The sequence below is a fragment of the Bacteroides difficilis genome, assembly GCF_048319815.1.
GTDB classification, from domain to species: Bacteria; Bacteroidota; Bacteroidia; order Bacteroidales; family Bacteroidaceae; genus Bacteroides; species Bacteroides zhangwenhongii.
Genome location: NZ_CP182814.1, coordinates 567,824 through 583,510 on the forward strand (window position 1 = coordinate 567,824; position 15,687 = coordinate 583,510).

Annotated in this window: 13 protein-coding genes; 4 read left to right on the forward strand and 9 right to left on the reverse strand. The window is 41.1% G+C overall.

Features of this window, described 5'->3' with window-relative positions:
• Positions 1-19: 19 nt before the first annotated feature.
• Positions 20-1,714: a glycoside hydrolase family 43 protein gene (locus ACNOGP_RS02165; protein WP_418213972.1), complete on the reverse strand. Its 1,695-nt coding sequence runs from the start codon at positions 1,712-1,714 to the stop codon at positions 20-22.
• 268 nt (positions 1,715-1,982) lie between these two features.
• Between ACNOGP_RS02165 and ACNOGP_RS02170 the strand changes: the two genes are divergently transcribed.
• From ACNOGP_RS02170 to ACNOGP_RS02180, 3 genes are all read left to right on the forward strand, one after another.
• Entirely contained in the window at positions 1,983-2,447 is a 465-nt protein-coding gene (locus ACNOGP_RS02170) for a family 49 glycosyl hydrolase (RefSeq protein WP_186966455.1), read from the forward strand.
• Between the two features lie 2 nt (positions 2,448-2,449).
• The gene (locus tag ACNOGP_RS02175) at positions 2,450-4,381 is read left to right on the forward strand and encodes a sialate O-acetylesterase (protein WP_418213973.1); all 1,932 of its coding nucleotides are present in this window, start codon (positions 2,450-2,452) and stop codon (positions 4,379-4,381) included.
• Between the two features lie 228 nt (positions 4,382-4,609).
• Positions 4,610-5,815 carry an ATP-binding protein gene (locus ACNOGP_RS02180; protein WP_272721393.1) on the forward strand — a complete coding sequence of 402 codons (1,206 nt, stop codon included), beginning with the start codon at positions 4,610-4,612 and terminating at the stop codon, positions 5,813-5,815.
• 108 nt (positions 5,816-5,923) lie between these two features.
• Here ACNOGP_RS02180 and ACNOGP_RS02185 read toward each other — a convergent pair whose 3' ends face one another.
• From ACNOGP_RS02185 to ACNOGP_RS02200, 4 genes are read right to left on the reverse strand one after another with little or no spacing between them, the layout of a single operon-like run.
• Positions 5,924-6,940 (reverse strand): zinc-binding alcohol dehydrogenase family protein, encoded by a 1,017-nt coding sequence (locus ACNOGP_RS02185; RefSeq protein ID WP_148364039.1) that lies wholly within the window; start codon positions 6,938-6,940, stop codon positions 5,924-5,926.
• Between the two features lie 26 nt (positions 6,941-6,966).
• Positions 6,967-8,235, reverse strand: a complete 1,269-nt coding sequence (gene fucP / locus ACNOGP_RS02190) for an L-fucose:H+ symporter permease (RefSeq protein ID WP_186966452.1) — start codon at positions 8,233-8,235, stop codon at positions 6,967-6,969.
• A 38-nt stretch (positions 8,236-8,273) separates the two neighbouring features.
• The gene (locus ACNOGP_RS02195; RefSeq protein WP_418213974.1) at positions 8,274-9,197 is read right to left on the reverse strand and encodes an amidohydrolase family protein; all 924 of its coding nucleotides are present in this window, start codon (positions 9,195-9,197) and stop codon (positions 8,274-8,276) included.
• 15 nt (positions 9,198-9,212) lie between these two features.
• A complete protein-coding gene (locus ACNOGP_RS02200; protein ID WP_186966450.1) occupies positions 9,213-10,145 on the reverse strand; it encodes an aldo/keto reductase in 933 nt (310 codons plus the stop codon).
• 178 nt (positions 10,146-10,323) lie between these two features.
• Here ACNOGP_RS02200 and ACNOGP_RS02205 point away from each other — a divergent pair, with 178 nt between their 5' ends.
• Entirely contained in the window at positions 10,324-11,343 is a 1,020-nt protein-coding gene (locus ACNOGP_RS02205; RefSeq protein WP_418214724.1) for a LacI family DNA-binding transcriptional regulator, read from the forward strand.
• 55 nt (positions 11,344-11,398) lie between these two features.
• On the opposite strand, the gene ACNOGP_RS02210 is transcribed toward ACNOGP_RS02205, so the two are convergent.
• The 4 genes from ACNOGP_RS02210 to ACNOGP_RS02225 all read right to left on the reverse strand — a co-directional run bounded on the left by ACNOGP_RS02210 (position 11,399) and on the right by ACNOGP_RS02225 (position 15,474).
• Entirely contained in the window at positions 11,399-11,977 is a 579-nt protein-coding gene (locus ACNOGP_RS02210; RefSeq protein WP_418213975.1) for an FKBP-type peptidyl-prolyl cis-trans isomerase, read from the reverse strand.
• Positions 11,978-11,988: 11 nt separating this feature from the next.
• Positions 11,989-13,530 carry a glycine--tRNA ligase gene (locus tag ACNOGP_RS02215; protein WP_007755582.1) on the reverse strand — a complete coding sequence of 514 codons (1,542 nt, stop codon included), beginning with the start codon at positions 13,528-13,530 and terminating at the stop codon, positions 11,989-11,991.
• Positions 13,531-13,633: 103 nt separating this feature from the next.
• Complete coding sequence (locus tag ACNOGP_RS02220) at positions 13,634-14,902, reverse strand: ATP-binding protein (protein WP_418213976.1); 1,269 nt, start codon at positions 14,900-14,902, stop codon at positions 13,634-13,636.
• Positions 14,903-14,982: 80 nt separating this feature from the next.
• Entirely contained in the window at positions 14,983-15,474 is a 492-nt protein-coding gene (locus tag ACNOGP_RS02225; protein ID WP_418213977.1) for a DNA-binding protein, read from the reverse strand.
• Positions 15,475-15,687: the final 213 nt, after the last annotated feature.

Genomic DNA, 15,687 nt, shown 5'->3' on the forward strand with positions numbered 1-15,687 from the left:
ATTTTAAGATTATCCAAAGTTATTCTCCTGTTGCATATACCCCTATTGTGGTCCCGGTAAACCCTCCGGCAGTTGCCGTACTTAAAAGACTTGATTTTACTTTTCCCAACACAGTCCAAGATTTTGACCTGCCGAATGCATAACTGAAAGTATATTCCTCCGGTGTCAAAGCCTCTACCTTCAAATAGACCTTTTGTTTTTTCTCTTTATCTGATAAAAAGTATTCATATTCATCTTTCAATTCTTTTTTGCTGCGGCTACTATACGATTTTAGGGAAAGAATAACTTTTCCTTGTTTATCAACTGTTTTCCCAAATTGCACATAACAATAGTCATTTTGAAAACAAACTATTCCGGCAAAATCCAGTTTTCCCTCAGGAATATAAGTTAAAGCCGTCTGTGCCTTAAATCTCTTGCTATTCACCCGACGACCAATAAAAGAAGGATTACCAAATTGCTCAATACGTATTTCTCGTGGCTTCAATGCTAATTTGCCATCTTTCCTTATTTGAAAGAATTCCTCTTTAGGCGTTCGAATAAAAGTAGCCTCTTTTGAGAGCCCTTTCGAGGTCCATAGTAGAGCAGGTGCATAAGGATCATACCCCTGTATTTTATTATTCTCCGACAGATTCTTCATTCCGGGAGTCATATCCACAACATAGGGTACAACCTTTCCTTTATCCAGAATTATCGGCTGCTCATCATTCCATTTTACCGGTAATAAGAATGTTTCACGCCCCGTATTTTCATGTCCGTTACGATAAGGACGGACTGCTAGAAACACAGCAAACCATTCCCCATTTTCTGTTTCAACCAGATCAGCGTGCCCCGCACAAGTAATCGGTTCTTTTCTATCGGACGGAAGCCCCATTTGAGTCAAAATGGGGTTAATAGCACAAGGAATAAAAGGCCCCATCGGAGAATCAGAGGTTAAAATGACCTCCCGATGATTGGGACCTGTACCTCCTTCCGCAGCCATCAGATAATATTTCCCTTTTATTTTATACAAATGAGGACCTTCAATCCAAGAAGGTTTCTTTGTGATATCCAAGCCACCGTCAATCACAACTTTCGGTTCTCCGACAACCCGGTCGTTCTTCCAGTCAAACTCACGGATCCATATTGCACGATGTCCATCATACAGCGGTTCATACGCTGGAGGCTCATTGTTTAAGATATATGCCTTCCCGTCTTCATCAAAGAAAAAACTCGGATCAATGCCTTTCACAGAAGGAAGTACTATCGGATCACTCCAATTACATTTCTTCGGGTCATCTGTCTTTACATAAGTAGTATTACCATACCCAGTACCCGTAGTTATCATATAAAATGTCTTATTATGAGGATTATACTTTATATCAGGAGCATACACTCCCCAAGACATCTTACTGTTCTTTGTCAACAATTGTGAAGGTCTGTTGAGCACATGACCTAATTGAGTCCAGTGAATCAGATCCGTACTATGCCAAATAGGTACTCCCGGATAATAACTGAAACTAGAATTAACCAAATAATAATCTTTGCCCACCCGGCAAATACTAGGATCCGGGTAACAACCGGGAAGGATAGGATTCAAATATTGATTTTCACTAGCTTTCATCTGACTCTCAGATTTATACAGGAATTCATCGAACACAGCTACATTCTGTGATGATAGTATTGTTATATTGCCTGCCAACGCTAATGTAAACAGCACTTTTCGAAAGACTTTCATGGTATTTTATTTTTAAAGATTAATATTCTGAATGATTTTCCAAAGATACAAGCCAATACAGACAATCACTTGCCCAAGTGTTTCATACATATTTTAGTGCGTAAACCGACGTTACATTTTATTTTAAAATCGTTTCATCCGCACAAAAGCAATCGGTCTTACATATTTAAAAGTTTTAGATACATCCAAATAAGTAATGATTCTATCAAAATTCCTACATTTGCCCATATCAAATAAAAACATCGTATAACCAATTAAATTTACCATCATGAAAAAGTACTTAGTCGCAGCATTTGTTGCATTACTCGGAGTTTTTAATGCCACCGCACAAGAGAATAAGACAATCGAAGTTTTTGAATGCGAAGCCAACAAACTAACAGTCGAAGGTTCAACGCTAATCTGTACCGGTTTTGGTCACTTGGTATTCCCAAAGATGGATTACAGCAATTACACCGGAATAAACTTTGAAGCAGCTAACTTCGAGAAGTTAGACGAAAAAGCCACAGGTGCCGTATGCTCATTAAAAATAGAATATACCAAAAACGGTGAAACTGTAAAAACCTCCATGGGATTTTATAGAACCGGGAAAAAGAAGATTGAATTCAAATCTTTTAAAGATGAAAAACAAGGTGTTATCAGTATAGATCCCAGTACTATTACAAAAGTTTCTATCGGAATGGGGAAAAACAAAAAGGTAGATATAAATAATATCGTTCTAGTAGCTAAGAAATAATAATGAAGAAAGTATTTTTCATACTAGAGAGTTTATTATTATGTGCAATAATATGCCGGGCTGAGGTAAAACTTCCCGGCATATTTTCCGACCGGATGGTTTTGCAACGGGAAGTTCCTATTCCAATATGGGGGTGGGCAGAGCCTAAAGAAACAGTCACCGTTACCATTGACGGCAAGCAATACAGAACTCAAGCGTCCCAAACGGGAGAATGGTCCATCAAACTACCCAAATATAAAGCCGGAGGACCATACGAATTGAAAGTCAACCAGCTAGTGATGCAAGATGTATACATCGGTGATGTATATCTATGTAGCGGACAGTCGAATATGGAACTTACCGTAAAACGGGTAATGGACAAATATAAGGACGAAATACTATCCTATGAAAACAATCTTATCCGTTACACCAAGACCAAATATGCTTATAATTTCATAGAGCCGCAAGATAATAGCGAGAATGTCTGGAAGATATGTACTCAAGAAAACGTGTTGGACTTTGCGGCCTTATGCTATTTTTTCGCTAAAGAGATGCAGACAGAAAAAGGAGTTGCGGTCGGAATTATCAATAGCAGTTGGGGAGGAACCCCTATCGCGGCATGGTCTACCCGTCATTCTTTGGAAAAGCATAAGAACTTCCAAGCCAAACTCGCATCAGGATTATACAGTAATCCCGACTATCCGGACTCGGTAAAGAGGGCGGATAAAATGCTGGCTGATCAATGGAACCGGCAACAACTGGAGAAAGATCTTGGGTATAAGGGGAAATGGACACAAGATAACTTCGAAGATTCCGATTGGGAACAAACAGAGGTGTTCAACTCCAACTGGGGAGGAAGCTGGGATAAACCCGTCAACGGAGTACATTACTTCCGTCAGCGTATCAATATTCCGTCAGAGTTGGCGGGAAAAAAGGCGACTTTACGTGTGGGAACACTAAAAGATGCAGATGCCACCTATATAAACGGAGTTTGTGTAGGAAGGACTGGTTATCAGTATCCGCCACGCATTTATCAGGTCCCGACCGGAACACTTCGTGCCGGAGAGAATGAAATCGTTATCCGGCTGCTTAGCAGCAAGGGAAGTCCATTCTTTGTGAAAGGTAAGCCTTATCAACTAGAAATCGAGGGAAAGACTTTTCCACTCTCTTCTCTGTGGAAACACAAGATCGGCTGTATCCTGCCTTCAGCACCCTCAAGCAGAAGTTTCCAAAACGAACCGGCAGGACTATATAACAGCATGATACATCCATTACGCAATTATAGCATTCGGGGAATTATCTGGTACCAAGGAGAATCTGATACCGGCCCGGACGGAAGTAAACAATACGAGAGTATGTTAGTCAACCTTATCAATGACTGGCGTACACAGTGGGCAAATAAGAAACTGCCATTTGTTATAGTGCAACTGGCCAATTATCAGCAAAGAAGCAACAAACCTATGGAAAGCGGTGTAGCCCAAGTACGTGAAGCACAACGCAGAGTTACTCTTCGCTTAAAAAACACAGGGTTGGCTACTGCTATCGATCTGGGAGAAAGTAACGATATTCATCCGCTCAACAAGAAAGACTTGGCGCACCGCTGTGTCCTCCAAATGAACAGATTAGCTTTCAACAAAACAGATCAAGTGGCAGAAGGACCTATGGTAGAGAAAGCCGAACTAAAAGGAAACGGGCAGATTATCATCTCTTTCACGAAAGGAACAGGCTCGCTGAAGCAAGCGAAAGCATTGGAAGGTATTGCTGTCTCCGGCAAAGATGGAAAATATAAATTCGTAGAAGCATATACAGAAGGTAATCAGATTATTGTCAAGTGGAACGGGCAGGAAGAACCGACAAGCATTCGCTATGCTTGGGAAAACAATCCGCCATCTTCCATATATAATACAGACGGGCTTCCAGCCTCCAGTTTTCAAATTCCTATTAGCAAGAACTGAAACTGATACAAGAACAACAGGGAATCCTATTTAAAATGTTTTAAAAATAGGACCCTGCCGGATAAACTCTACCAATATACCTACAATCACAAGATTTCCTGATATTACATTTCAACAGAACTAAAATAGACTTAAAACTTGCCCGATTTCCAATAAAAGTTTGAAGTATACTTAAAATTTTTCCTTATCTTAGCAAAAGTTTTAAATACAAATAAAATCTATAATAAGATGGACTTTCCTAGAATTCTCAAAAAAAGAAAAGGCTACATCGAACGGATAAAACCTTTCATGCGGAAATCTGTAGCTAAGGTACTGACAGGTCAGAGACGTGTAGGCAAAAGCTTTCTCCTTTATCAACTTATTGAAGAAATTTTAGGTGAAGAGCCAAATGCCAATATCATTTACATCAATCTGGAAGACTTTGAATTCAGTTCATTACAAACAGCCCAAGATTTACATTCCTACATCATTTCTCAAAGTCATAAGAAAGACAAGAACTATATATTTATCGACGAAATACAGGACATTCCGGGATTTGAGAAAGTGATTCGTTCTCTCCTCCTCAATGAAGATAACGATATATACATTACCGGTAGTAATGCCAATATGCTTTCAGGAGAACTTGCAACTTATTTAAGCGGCAGATATATTGAATTCAAAATATACAGTCTCTCTTATTTGGAATTCCTCGAATTTCATGGATTGACTGACAATGAAAAAAGCTATGAACTATATAGTCGTTATGGTGGGCTTCCTTACTTGTTGAACCTTCCTCTCGAAGACGAGACAGTAAATGAATATCTGAAAAGTGTATACTCTACGATTGTTTTTCGTGATGTAGTCAGTCGGTATAAACTACGAAACACATTATTTTTAGAGAAGTTAATCCAGTTCTTATCCGAAAACATAGGAAATCTGTTCTCGGCTAAAAATATCAGTGATTATTTAAAATCACAACATGCGACGGTTTCTGTAAATCAAATTCAAAATTATACAGAATACCTAAGCAACGCTTTTCTTATTCACCGGGTAGAAAGATATGATTTAATAGGTAAACGTGTCTTTGAAATAGGAGAGAAATACTATTTCGAAAATATGGGAATCCGCAATATTGTTATTGGATACCGCATTACAGACAAAGCCAAAATATTAGAGAACCTGGTTTATAATCATCTTCTATATAGAGGATATGAAGTAAAGGTTGGTTATTATGGAGATAAGGAAATTGATTTCATCGGAGAAAAAAACGGAGAAAAACTCTACATACAAGTTGCCTTAAAAATAGACAGTGAAAAAACTGCTGAAAGAGAATTCGGGAATCTACTAAAAATACAAGATAATTATCCTAAAATGGTAATAACAGAGGATAACTTCAACGGGAATAGCTATGAAGGGATACGCCACTGTTCAATACGCCAGTTCTTAATGGAGTAGCTTGCAGCAATAACTCAATCGATCATCTTCTTAGATGTAGATTGCACGGATCAAATAAAAATCTCTGTTCCGTGCAACCCTGATCATAAAAGCCGACTAAGCAGCTACTTAAAACTCAACTAGAATACGGAATACCTTCCCCGGATTAGCCGCCCATTCCTGCATAGCTTCTAAAGCTCCTTCAGGTTTGGCTACTTTCGATATCAACTCTTCTACCGGACAATTTCCTTCTTTCATATAATTGATGACTGCACGGAAGTCTGCCGGCAAGGCATTCCTAGAACCACGAATATCCAGTTCTTTCTGAACAAAGAGTTTCGTTTGGAAAGCAACCTCACTTTTAGCGTAGCCGATACAAACCACCCGTCCTGTGAAACCGACTTCATCCACCGCCATTACATAAGTCACCGGACTGCCAACAGCTTCAATCACGACATCAGCGCCCAGTCCTTCTGTGATCTCCTGCATCCGTTCGTGTACATTTTCTGTCTTGGAGTTAATCACATAAGAGGCGCCTACCTTTTTCGCCAGTTCCAGCTTTTCATCATCCAAGTCGACAGCGATTACTGTTGCACCTCTCAAAGCGGCACGTACAATGGCACCGATGCCAATCATACCGCAACCAATCACCATCACAAACTCGTTGTCGATCACCTGTGCACGAGATACGGCATGAAAGCCTACACTCATCGGTTCAATCAAAGCACAGTCACGAGAAGAAATATTGCCAGCCGGAATAATCTTTGTCCAGGGCAATACAGCATATTCGCACATCACTCCATTGCGTTGCACACCTAATGTTTCATTATGTTCGCAGGCATTAACACGACCATTGCGACAAGAAGCACATTTTCCACAGTTGGTATATGGATTCAAGGTCACATTCATGCCTTTCTCAAAACCTGCCGGAACATCCGGGCCGATTTCCTCAATGACTGCTCCTACTTCGTGTCCCGGTATCACAGGTAATTTCACCATCGGATTTTTGCCCAGGAATGTGTTCAAGTCGGAACCACAAAAACCAACATACTTGATTCTTACTAATACTTCACCGGCTCCAACGGTCGGTTTTTCCAGTTCAACCACCTTCATTTCGGAGGGATTGATAATTTGAACTGCTTTCATTTGATATGTATTTGATAATAAATTTATTAATCGATTACTTTATAACCTTTCCATCCGTAATAGGCACAGAATACAAAACAAATCATCGGCACGCCATACGCGATATAATAGATGTTCTCGTTAATATGCATGAAATAAGCCGTCAACTGCGGGAGACAGGCATTACCAACGATCGCCATTACAAGAAAGGCCGAGCCGCTCTTCGTCTGATTTCCAAGTCCTTTTAAAGCCAATGAGAATTGAGTAGGATACATGATGGACATAAAGAACGAGATAGCCAGCATCGCATATAATCCGATCATTCCTCCCCATATCATCACCACTCCACACAGGAGGATATTCATCAGGGCATATAGCAACAACATATCTTGAGGACGGAATTTCACCATCAAGCCCGTACCAATCCAACGTCCCAAAAGAAAAGCCAACATATAGAGTCCGAAGAAAGTGGTAGCCGTATCTTCCGGCAATCCCGCATAGGTACAGCAATAGACCAGGAAAAGGCTGTTGATGGCTGTCTGCCCTCCATTATAGAAGAATTGCGCAATCACTCCCCAACGAAGATGCGAGTGTTTTAATACTCCGAAGTCTATCAGTTTTTCTTTCTTGCCATCAGCCGTCACTGCATCTGAAGAAGCTGTTTCATCTCCAATCTTCGGCAACTTTGAAAAGACAAATACAACGGCTATGGCAATGAGCAGTAACGCCAATATCAGATAAGGAAGTTTCATGGCATCCGTTTCCAGTTGGATATAGGCTTGCCAACCACCCGGATAATCTACAGGAAGTGTTTCCCGTGTGTAATGATTCCCACTAAGGATGAGTTTGCTTAGGAACATGGCGGCAATAAAAGCTCCGAGCCCGTTGAAGGACTGCGCCAGATTTAATCGGCGGGGAGCCGTTTCAGAGGCACCCAGCACTGTTACATACGGATTGGCAGCCGTCTCCAGAAAGCACATTCCGGTGGCAATGATAAAAAAGATGCAAAGGTAAGCCCAATATTCTTTCAGTATGGCAGCAGGGAAAAAGAGCAGCCCCCCGATAGCGGCCAGGATAAGTCCGAATATAATTCCTGCTTTATAGCTGTATCGTTTCATGAACATAGCTATCGGAATAGGGAAAATGAAGTAGGCAAGCCAATAGGCTGTCTCTGTAAAAGAAGCCTCAAAGGTGTTCAGCTCGCAGGTCTTCATCAATTGCCGGATCATTGTAGGAAGCAGATTACTGCTTATCGCCCACAAGAAGAAAAGGCAGAAAACCAAAGCTAAAGGTATTGTATATGTATTCTTTTTCATGGCATGAATATAGTTTTACGATAAGGTTGTTTTCTCAATCATTCGGACATGTTCTTGATGTAAGGAAGCACGGGAAGATCTGTAAATCCATAGAAATTCCGGGCATTCTCTCCCAAAAAGAGTCTTTTATCCTCTTCCGTTAATTCGGAAGACTTCACCACAAAATCATAAGACATTTTGTAGGTGATCGCTGTGATGGTACGCGGATAATCCGAGCCCCACATCAGTTTTTCCATTCCCACCAGATCTGCCGCTTCACGGATGGCTTTTATCGCTCCTTTAAAAGGATAGAATTCGTCATTGAAAAGCCAAGTGATTCCACCGGATTCAATCATCACATTGGAATGACGTGCCAGACGGATTTGCTCTTTCCAGTCGGGGCGAGTCACCATTCCGAAGTGTCCGATAGCTATCCGCAAATCCGGACATTCCTGAATAATCTCTTCCATTTCAGGAACCTGTGTGGCTCCGTCGGCTAGATCAATAGAAAGCAGAATGCCCTTATCTTCCATATAATGGAACATTTCCATCATCTCTTCGCTGTTCAGCATCACCCTTCCTTCTTTCAGCAAAAGACGATGGGCAGGAATCTTGATGGCTTTAAAACCTTTTGCGATCAGTTCTTTTGCCTGTTCTAGAAATCCCGGTTTACGAAATTCACACATACCGCAAACAAAAAAACGATCGGGATAACGGGAAACGACTTCCGACAAATAATCATTCTGAATACCATCAATAAATTCTTGAGTGATAACAGCGGCAGATACTTGTGCATAGTCCATATTCGAAAGAAAGACTTCCGCACTATTCACCCCGTCTATCATAAAAGGAGGAACCATCTGGCGAATCTCTCCCATAAATTCCGAACGTCCGTTTTCCAACGTACGAATAGGCAGTCCGTCTACGACCGCATCTTGCCGTAACCATAAATGAGCATGTGCATCAATGATTGTGTAGTCCATACCAACAAGTTCGTTTTATGAGTTTGCCCAGCTTACACGTTTCTGTTCCCCGATAATCTCCTGAACTTCCCGAACGAGCTCCCAATCAATCGGTTCTTCAATGAAAGCGATATTCTTTTTCACATTCTCCGGGTTGGTTGTACTGAACAGGGTGGTGGCAATACGGGGATTGCTGACAGAGAACTGCATAGCCAGTTTTTCAATCGGATAGTTCTTGGCTTTGCAGTGTTCCATTGCTTTACGGCAGGCTTCTACCAACGATTGGGGAGCCGGATGCCAGGCAGGAACACCACGTTCGCTCAACAATCCCATCGAAAGCGGAGAAGCATTAATCACACCGATTCCTTTGGATTCAAAATAGTCCAGAAAATCCACTAATTTATCATCGCACAGACAATAATGGCAAAAATTGAGAATGGACTCGACTGTGCCGATTGGCGAGTGGTCGATTACCCATTTCAGATTCTCCAACTGTAAATCTGTGATTCCGACATGGCCTACCACTCCTTTCTCACGCAGTGCTACTAAGGCAGGCAATGTCTCATTGACAATCTGATTCAAATCGGCAAATTCAATATCGTGTACATTTATCAAATCGATAAACTCTATATGTAAGCGTTCCATACTCTCGTACACACTCTCAGTTACCCGTTTGGCTGAGTAATCCCATGTGTTCACTCCATCTTTTCCATAACGCCCTACTTTTGTAGAAAGATAATAACGGTCGCGCGGAAGCTCTTTCAACGCTTTTCCTAACACGGTCTCCGCTTTATAATGTCCGTAATAAGGAGAGACATCTATAAAATTCATTCCCGATTCAACGGCGGTAAATACCGCTTGAATGCCTTCTTTCTCTTTTAAATCATGGAAAACTCCTCCTAAGGAAGAGGCTCCGAAACTAAGGGATGACACTTTCATCCCTGTCTTTCCGATTTCATGGTATTGCATACTTCTAGGTTTTAAATAGTTTTGTATGCGACAAAAGTAGGTCAGGAATGATTTCCGTATAGCGGTAAAGCCACTAAAAAGCAACGTAATGGTTTACGTAAAAAATATTGTTTCAGATATGCGTATTTATCCGGGAATGTGCTTTCTTTGTAAAAGAATCAAAGTAAAGGACCTTCAAATGGAATACCGGAAACATACTTCACTCAAAGATCTCGCTCAAGCATTGGGAGTATCGATCCCCACTGTATCCAGAGCACTGAAAGACAGCCCGGAAATCAGCCGTGAGCTCTGCGCCAAGGCTAAGGAACTGGCAAAAGAAATGAATTACCGTCCCAATCCTTTTGCCATGAGCTTACGAAAGAATGCTCCGCGTATCATCGGAGTGATTGTTCCGGATATCGTAACTCATTTCTTCGCCTCTATCTTGAACGGTATAGAAAATATGGCTATCGCCAACGGATATTTTGTGATTATCACTACATCGCATGAGTCATACGAACATGAGAAACGGAACGTTGAGAACCTGGTAAATATGCGTGTGGAGGGTATCATCGCCTGCTTATCACAGGAGACTACGGACTATTCCCATTTTGCGGCACTAAAAGATATCAATATGCCGCTTATTCTATTTGATCGTGTTTGTCTGACGGAACAGTTTTCTTCGGTTGTTGCGGACGGGGTGCAATCCGCTCAAATGGCAACACAACATCTTCTGGATAATGGTAGCAAACGGGTAGCGTTTATAGGTGGAGCGAATCATCTGGACATCGTCAAGAAAAGAAAGCATGGTTATCTGGAAGCTCTACGTGACAACCGTATTCCCATCGAGAAAGAGTTGGTCGTCTGCCGGAAGATTGATTACGAGGAGGGTAAAATTGCCACAGAGACCTTGCTGTCGCTTCCCCAGCCTCCTGATGCCATACTTGCCATGAATGATACCTTAGCTTTTGCCGCTATGGAAGTTATCAAAAAACATGGACTGCGTATACCGGACGACATTGCCATCATCGGATATACGGACGAACAACACGCCAATTACGTAGAGCCTAAATTATCGGCTGTGTCTCATCAAACTTATAAAATGGGAGAAACTGCCTGCCGGTTATTGATTGAGCAGATTAAAGGGGATAAAGCTGTCAAGCAAGTGACCATCCCTACTCATTTACAGGTGAGAGAAAGTAGTATAAAAAACAAATAAGGTGTTGTATCCCTTATGACCAACACCTTATTTATTTTTCTTATTCTTGGGAAGATTAATATCGTTCTACAATCTTATCCAATTTTACATCATAGACTAGTGCCGAGTAAGCCTGTAAAGAGCCATCGCTACCTGTACCGGAACCATATCCACTTTGATAAGGAATATACAAAGTCCAAAATTCTCCTTCTGTCATTTCAGTTAGCGTATACCCCCAGCCTGAGATCACTTCATTCAATAAGAATTCCGAAGGCACATCAAACTCGTCAGGCTCTGTTCCTGCAAAATTCTGTTGAACAACGTCACCATTAAAATAAGACATACGATAATATGCACTTACCTTAGAAGTATATAAAGGTTTATCGTCATCCGTCACACCATCTATACGAATTCTTTTCTTGGCATATATTGTCTGCCCATTCGTCAAATCCGTAAAAGGATAAAGTCTCTCTTTTTCATCCGTGACTGTTATGCTGCCATTTCGTTGTCCAGCATACACATTGGCTATCGAGTCAATAAAAGCCTCACTACGCGCACGCCAATTGTCATAACGTCCGGCCTCTTCCGTTTCGCTACAAGCGGTAAACGTCAAAGCCAACAATACTAAGGAGAATAAATAGATCTTTTTACTCATTCGTCAAAGGTTTATTGTAAAGTTTTCAATAGAGAAGTGATGCTTACTCTGTCTGCAATGATATTATTCAGTTCAGAGATAGCGACACGCTCCTGCTGCATGGTATCACGGTTACGCAATGTCACACAGTTATCTTCTAATGTCTGATGATCGACCGTCACACAGTACGGAGTACCAATAGCATCCTGACGGCGATAACGCTTACCGATACTATCTTTTTCATCATACTGGCAATGGAAATGGAATTTCAAATTATCAATAATCTCACGGGCCTTTTCAGGCAGACCGTCTTTCTTTACCAACGGCATAACCGCCAATTTCACCGGAGCCAAAGCAGCAGGCAATTTCAGAACAACACGGCTTTCACCATTTTCCAATTGTTCTTCGCAATAAGATGCACTCATGATACTGAGGAACATACGGTCAACACCGATAGAAGTTTCAATTACGTACGGAGTATAAGACTCGTTCAGTTCCGGATCAAAATATTTAATACTCTTGCCGGAGAACTTCTCATGTTGAGACAAGTCGAAGTTAGTACGAGAATGGATACCTTCCACTTCTTTGAATCCGAACGGCATCAGGAATTCGATGTCAGTAGCGGCATTTGCGTAATGAGCCAACTTATCATGATCGTGATAACGGTAGCTTGCATCTCCGAAGCCAAGTGCCTTATGCCATTTCAAACGGATTTCTTTCCATTTCTTGAACCAGTCAAGCTCTGTTCCCGGTTTTACGAAGAACTGCATTTCCATCTGCTCGAACTCACGCATACGGAAGATGAACTGACGGGCAACGATCTCGTTACGGAAAGCCTTACCAATCTGTGCGATACCGAAAGGGACTTTCATACGACCTGTTTTCTGTACATTCAGGTAGTTTACGAAAATACCCTGTGCAGTTTCCGGACGCAGATAAATCTTCATAGAGCCATCAGCCGTAGAACCCATTTCGGTAGAGAACATCAGATTGAACTGACGAACTTCTGTCCAGTTCTTAGTACCGGAGATCGGGCATACGATTTCTTCATCAATGATAATCTGGCGAAGTTCTTCCAAATTGTTATCATTCAAAGCTTTTGAAAAGCGAGTATGAAGTGCATCACGCTTAGCCTGATGTTCCAGTACACGTCCGTTAGTAGAACGGAACTGAGCCTCATCAAACGCTTCACCGAACTTCTTGGCAGCTTTCGCTACTTCTTTATTGATTTTATCGTCATACTTTGCCAACTGATCTTCAATCAGCACATCGGCACGATAACGTTTTTTAGAATCCTTATTGTCAATCAAAGGGTCATTGAATGCGTCTACGTGTCCGGAAGCCTTCCAGATAGTAGGGTGCATAAAGATGGCAGAGTCGATACCGACAATGTTTTCGTGCAACAGCACCATGCTGTCCCACCAATATTTCTTAATGTTGTTTTTCAATTCAACGCCCATCTGACCGTAGTCATACACAGCGCCTAGTCCGTCGTAGATATCGCTCGAAGGAAATACGAAACCGTACTCTTTACAATGCGATACAAGCTTCTTAAAAACGTCTTCTTGTGCCATTTTCTTTTCTATATCTATTAATTTGAATTTGCTTTTTTCGTAAAAAGTGCCACAAAGATAGGGATTTATCTTATAAATAAGACAGAGAGGGTATTAATTTATCTTATTTACCCAACAACCATTTCCAAACCGGTATTACCTTGATCGTACATCCTTCTTGCTCAATCTGTTCTTCGTCATCAAATGTTATTATCAATAATTGCCGACATTCAAGTACTTTATTCAATTTCACCAATGCTTGCACTTCCCGTTGAAATGTATCATCGGAAAGATTCATCGTATAGCAAACCTGTATAGCAAGCCCCGTTTCAGGTAAGTAAAAATCGACCTCTATATTTCTATTATAGAAAAATACGGCATCATCCATCCCATAACACCGCAATAACGTCATAGCAACCAGATTCTCAAGCAACGAGGTATTAGCATCCAAAAGAAGCAAATTAAGAATACCATTATCAGCAAAATAATATTTAGGATTAGTTTCACGCTCCACTAATTTATCCGCTATATTCTGAATAGGAATCAACAGGCAAGCATTTTTGGCATATTCCATATAATTAATAACAGTATTCTTTGAAATCTTCACTCCGGTCGAAGACACAATATTGGCTATACGAGTAAATGAAACCGGCTGTTTTATACTCTCGGCCAACTTACGGAAAAGCACACGCAAAGCAAAAGTGTTTTCTATCGAATGCCTGGCCGCTATATCCCCCAAGTATATCTTCTGATAGACACTTGTCAGATAATCCCTCTTTGCAGCAAGCAAAGCACCTTCGGGGAAACCACCGAAATAAAAATAATCATTGAACATTCGTTTTATTCCAGCCCGACTTTCCGTCGCAAATAAAGAGTTTTCCGTTACCTCAATGTCATTGGCATGAAGAAACTCCTTGAAATCATAAGGATATACATTCACTGTAATATATCTTCCTCCCAAAGTTGTAGCCACATCCTGACTAAGCATTTTCGCATTGCTTCCTGTCACATAAACCCGATATTTACTATCAGCCAACCGACGCACAAACTTGTCCCACCCATCAATATTCTGAATTTCATCCAAGAAAAGCATAGGTCTATCCTCCGACATTTCAGCATGTACTTCAAGTATAAGGTTTAGGTCTGCCGCCGTCATTCCAATCAAACGCTCATCTTCAAAGTTTACATACAACATCTCATTCCAAGTATGACCACCATGTATGAGTTCCTGTATCCGTTGATAAAGTAAAAATGACTTTCCTGCTCTCCGAATACCTACAAACACATAATTTCCGAACTCTTCAAACTGAAAATTACGAGGTATAACCTGCTGTTTGCTTACTTCATTTCTATTATCTAATAGAACTTCCTTTATTGCTTCTCTTCTAATCATACTTAACATTTTGTTCTAACCATTGAACAAATATAGCCAAGTTTCGTTCAATTCACAAAACAATATGGATATTTAATTAATTATTCGTCGATTTCCGACCTTCCTATATTATATGCAGCTAACTCCTGTTCCCTATCCGCCTCCTTCATTTCTTTGGTCAACATACTTTCCGGCATGTACAAATTAAAGGGAATACGTGTGCATTTCATCTTCTTCACTTGTCGACCAAATTCAGGGCAAGCCACGAAATAAACCCGTGATACAGACACCTTTCCCGGAGTTACCTGTTCGGGGCATTCAAATCCCGGACTGGTTAACGACGTATGGAACGTACCAAGTCCCTCAATAGTAACCGGCTGTCCAATAGACAGTAAAGTTCGGATAGCATCAACCATTTCCGTCAATATACCATCTATCTGCCCACGATGGAACCCACTCCGTCTCTCCATATACTCGGCAAATTCCCTATTCCGAATCGGATTTAGCACTCTTTTAGGTACACCATACCATAATTCTTTCTTTTCTCCCGATGTCAAATCGGCTTTTTTTCTCACTACATAAGGTACTGCCATCGTCTATACTCCTCTTGTTTTTCGTTTATACTCGTACTTCATCTGACACCCGGGTCTCAATGGTGTTGACACCCGGGTCTCAAGCATGCCAACACCCGGGTGTCAGTGCTCATGAGACCCGGGTGTCAGATAAGTGTTGGCTGCAACAAAAGTAAGTCTTTATTATAGGAAATCAAAGTTATTCTTATATATTTGTACCATCCCTACAATACA